The organism is Microcystis sp. M090S1 (genome assembly GCF_020246295.1).
GTDB lineage: Bacteria > Cyanobacteriota > Cyanobacteriia > Cyanobacteriales > Microcystaceae > Microcystis > Microcystis aeruginosa.
On sequence record NZ_JADBTF010000141.1, the window covers coordinates 1 to 4,306 of the forward strand.

The window sequence follows — 4,306 nt, forward strand, 5'->3', positions numbered from 1 at the left end:
ACGGGAGACGGGAGACGGGAGACAGCTATTAGGGATCGGATTTGAGTTTTCAGTTCACTGTTTCCTCACACCAGAAGTCTGACGGAGTAGTGGCTTAGATGTGTAATTAATTTTGCTTAGGTACTTAGTTAAGCTTAAGAGGCATTTTATCTCAAATGTCGGGGTGAAGACTCAAATCCCAAAGTCGAAAGTCCTGCTCATAGGATGCCGTCATCGATTTATCTCCTTCTAAGCTCAATTAGGGTCTGCTGAAAAAGTTTTTCCTGGGGGCAGGAGTCAGGAGTCAGAAGTCAGGAGCCGGTCGTTTCAGGCTTTGTTGCCCTTGTTTTCTGTACTAAGCGATGTACTATAAAAAGAATAATGCAAGGTTTTTGAAAGTCCCAATCCTATTTTCTTGCACTAACATCAGACTTTAACAGGTCAAAAGCCTTATTTTAAAAGGGTTTTACCATTATTCATCAAGCCCCAATTAACATTATATTAATAATCCGCCAACAGTAAGCGCTTAAAAACGGATTTGGTGTCAAAATGTGTTGTTTTCTTGATTGTCTGAAGATTGAACACGAAAGGGAGGCGCAACATAATCGGAAGGTAAATAATTTTCGGGAATGGTTGTTGTATTTCCATCTCGTAGGGAGGTGTAACTGGGAGAGAGAATCTCAATCCCAGCTTCATTACACTTGTCTTGAATATTTTGATGGAGTTCTGAATAAATTATTACCATCAAATTGGGTTGGTTAGTGTAAGCGTTTAATTGATAACTGATGTAAAAATTATCTAGGCTAGTTTGCAGGACAAAAGGTGCGGGTTCTTTGAGAATATGCACAGTTTCTAGAGCAGCTTCAATTAAGGTTTTGTGGGCTTTTCGCCAAGGCAGATCGTACCCTAGGGTAATCGTTGTCTGAATAATTAGATTTCTGTTTAATTCCCGCGAGGAAATACTAAAGTTAATCACATTACTACTTAATAAAGATGAGTTAGGAATAGTAATGATTTTATTAGTGGGAGTGCAAATGCGAATGACTAGGAAGTTTTTTTCAATTAGATCGCCAATTACATCTCCCACTTGAATGTGATCTCCGATGCGAAAGGCACGGGTATAGATAAGAATAATTCCCCCAATAACATTGGCGATCGCCGAGGTAGAACCAAGGGATAAAAGAAGACCAAGAAAAACAGAAACACCGCGGAAAGCAGGGGAATCAAAACCGGGCAAATAGGGAAAAGCCACTATTGCTGCTAAGGCAATAATTATGACTAATAGGAGATTGTAAGTAGGTTTAGCCCAATCAGTATAAAAACCAGGAATAACCAGATTTCCTCTTTCTATTGCTGTAAAAAAGGGCTTGATTAGCCGGATTAAGTAGTAGGTTATAAAAATGATTATGGCAATAATAAAGGCATTGGGAAGATATTGGCCAATGGAGGATAAAACCAGTTCTAATGATTGAGAAAAATAACCTAAAATACTCTCGCCAAAAACTCTTGTCCAGGGAAATAAACGAAGTACAAATGTAGCATATTTAAATAATAATAAAAAGAGAACAAGTAAGCGAATTATCCGAAGAACTCGCAGCCAAAAAAAGCTGATTTTAGAGGAAGATATAATCTCAACATTCCCGATTTGAATGCCCGGTGTCAAGGATTCAATCAAACGTCTAATAAAGGGAAATAGCTTCCCTGAAATTTTGATAACTGCAAAGCTAATAATCAAGAAAGCAAAGGTGGCTATAACCGTATAAATGATGTTCTTAAGTAGTTGTTCGGGTTTTCGATCTTGGCGATATTGAGCGATAGCAACCTGAATTTTTTGTAAAGCTTGTTGAGCTAAAACCTTCGGCGTTGAACGATAGGCTTTTGCATCTCGCTCCGTCACCGTTAGAATCACTTCTTGATCTACACTTAAATAAAGTGAGTTATCATCAGGAATCTGCTTAATTGTCAGGTTCTCAACAGGAATAGAATCATTTTGAGCAATTCTTTCAATTCTCCGGGTAATAGCGTTAGCTCTCTCCTCCGCCGAAAATGAAGAAACTCCCCGCCGGATAAAAAAGAGAGTTTTTCCATCTAACATAACTGGAAAGCCGTCAATTTTATTTTCCGGTTGTGTCGGATTTTGAGCTATTCCCAAAAGAGGGGAGGTTAGAGTCAGTAGTAAAACTACAAAAAATATTACCAAAGTATGCCCAATTTTTTTCATCCATCCTCTAGCTTTAGATGGTGTAGTTAGCATTAAATATCTTTGATTAATATCGAAAACTGGTACAAATTGCATAGGATTAAGTCAGATTTTTTTGTGTGTATTCGGGTAATATTTAGGCATTACTGTCCTCGATGAGATGCAGCTCTTCTAGGTTGAGACAGGAGGGAAATTTTCACATCTGAAAGCTATTCTTGCAACTACTAGCACCATCGACGTGCAGGGGAACTTGCCAGCCGGTTTCTCTGTTCAATGTTTCTAGAACCTCATTAATTTCTTGGACGGGTTCATAACTACCATCAAAGGTACTACCCATAATTGCAATTACCCCGATCGTATTCTCATCAATTAGTTTAATTGCCTCGGTCGCCTTGAGATGAAAACGATTCCCTTCCATCGGCACAAAACGCGGTTCTACCTCCCAATAACGACAGAATTTTTGCCAACAAACCTGCACATTAATGCCCATGACTAAATTAGGTTTGTCGGTGGGTTTACCCTCTTTTTGTCGGCGTTTGCGCCATTGCCATTTTAAAGCCATGCCTTCCAACATCGCCGCTTCACTGGAACCAATGGTAGAACAACCGGTTGCCGCTTCGCTTTCGGGAGCATTCCAGAGTCTAGCGATCATATTCACACAACGCAGTTCAATTTCGGCAGTTTGTGGGTATTCATCCTTGTCGATCATGTTTTTATCGAAGGTTTCCGCCATTAATTGTTTGGCTTCCGGTTCCATCCAAGTGGTGACAAAAGTAGCCAGATTCAGGCGAGAATTACCATCAAGGGCGAGTTCATCGCGGATTAAATTGTAGGCCACCGCCGGCGGCATTTCTCCCTCGGGAATCTCGTATTTAGGTACAGCGGAAGTCAGGGCCCGGGAAGCATAGGTGGGGGTAATTACTGCCTCTTCCGGACTAAGGCGATCGAGATTAATTTTCTGATGAACCATAACTTCCTTAATAAAATATCTTTTTTGCTTAGAGTAAATTACCAATCATTCCCAAAATAATAGCAATAATCGAGACGGATAAAAAATAGGAAAGCATCCCTTGGGTTGCTACCAGTCGCCGCATCGCCTTACTATTAATACTTGTATCGGAGGTTTGATAACAAGCCGCCATACAAAAACCTTGATAGAGAAATTCCGTCCAATTGGGTCGATCGCAATTGGGAAAAACTAGGCCTTTACCATCATGATAGTAGCGCACTGCATATTCTTGGCTGTAGATCAGTTGTCTGGCTAACCAAGCACTAATAATACTAAATCCTGTTTAAAGGGTTAATTATTGCTACTATGGCAAGAGTGCCTCCTGCCTGACTTGCACCAGGAGTCTGTTAATAGCTTCGGAAATTGTCAAAACCGAGATGTAGTTACTCATTGAACACCACAAAGGCTAAAATATGGAGTGTTATTTATGAGCCATTTATCCCTATCCGAACAGATTACCGCGGAACTTCTGGCAATCCTGATCGAAGAAGAAGTCACCTATCCCTGGGATGTAACCGCTGTTGAGAGTCATGATCCCTTAGACCTGACAGAAACGCCTTTTTCTCTGTGTGAAGGACTGGAAGCGACGGCGATCGAAGCACAAGCTGATAGATTCTTTAACAGTTTACACCAAAAATTCCCGACAGTTTCCGTTTCACCCCGGTCTAATATCTTTGATAAATTTGCCTCTTTATTGCCGGCCGAACATTTAAATCGTCTAGTAGAAAGCGCTGAAAATCTAGTGAATAGTCAATTAGACAACCTTGATCGCCTTGTTGTTTGTCTTAGCGATCTCTTTCCCCAATGGTCTCCAGAAGATTTACAGGTTTTTGCTCGTCCCTACGCCTATACTATGCGTAGTGGCCAGAGCGAAACTAATATAGACACCGAAAATTGGCAAAATCTTTCCGAAATTGAACAAATTCGCCGGAGTGCAGCCATTGCCAGCCAGATTTTCTGCGACCTGTCTTCTCCTGAATAAGCTTTTACGCATTTAAGTTACATTGACAGCATTACCCTTATTTTTAAGTTTTCTACTCCATTTAATAATCAATCCCCCTTCATTTAAAAGCTGATTGACTACTTTTTCCAGTTCTTCTTTATTTTCAAATTCTCGA

4 protein-coding genes and 1 pseudogene are annotated in these 4,306 nt (G+C 40.3%); 1 reads left to right on the top strand and 4 read right to left on the bottom strand.

The window, feature by feature from the left end; genetic code table 11:
- Positions 1-523 precede the first annotated feature (523 nt).
- The 3 genes from IM477_RS06335 to IM477_RS06345 form a co-directional block, all read right to left on the bottom strand.
- The gene (locus IM477_RS06335; protein WP_287730967.1) at positions 524-2,275 is read right to left on the bottom strand and encodes a mechanosensitive ion channel family protein; all 1,752 of its coding nucleotides are present in this window, start codon (positions 2,273-2,275) and stop codon (positions 524-526) included.
- Between the two features lie 100 nt (positions 2,276-2,375).
- On the bottom strand, positions 2,376-3,149 hold the full coding sequence (locus IM477_RS06340; protein ID WP_287730969.1) for a pyridoxal-dependent decarboxylase: 774 nt from the start codon (positions 3,147-3,149) through the stop codon (positions 2,376-2,378).
- Between the two features lie 28 nt (positions 3,150-3,177).
- Entirely contained in the window at positions 3,178-3,459 is a 282-nt protein-coding gene (locus IM477_RS06345) for a DUF1345 domain-containing protein (protein WP_353737493.1), read from the bottom strand.
- Positions 3,460-3,615: 156 nt separating this feature from the next.
- On the opposite strand from IM477_RS06345, the gene IM477_RS06350 reads away from it, so the two are divergent.
- On the top strand, positions 3,616-4,170 hold the full coding sequence (locus IM477_RS06350; RefSeq protein ID WP_287730971.1) for a hypothetical protein: 555 nt from the start codon (positions 3,616-3,618) through the stop codon (positions 4,168-4,170).
- A gap of 12 nt (positions 4,171-4,182) precedes the next feature.
- Here the strand turns inward: IM477_RS06350 and IM477_RS06355 are convergent.
- A pseudogene (locus tag IM477_RS06355) lies at positions 4,183-4,306 on the bottom strand (IS630 family transposase); the annotation flags it as partial.

Bases quoted from the DNA above. Each gene is read 5' to 3' on its own strand.
- IM477_RS06350 (WP_287730971.1), top strand. From the start codon at position 3,616: ATGAGCCATTTATCCCTATCCGAACAGATTACCGCGGAACTTCTGGCA.
- IM477_RS06340 (WP_287730969.1), bottom strand. From the start codon at position 3,149: ATGGTTCATCAGAAAATTAATCTCGATCGCCTTAGTCCGGAAGAGGCA.
- IM477_RS06335 (WP_287730967.1), bottom strand. From the start codon at position 2,275: ATGCAATTTGTACCAGTTTTCGATATTAATCAAAGATATTTAATGCTA.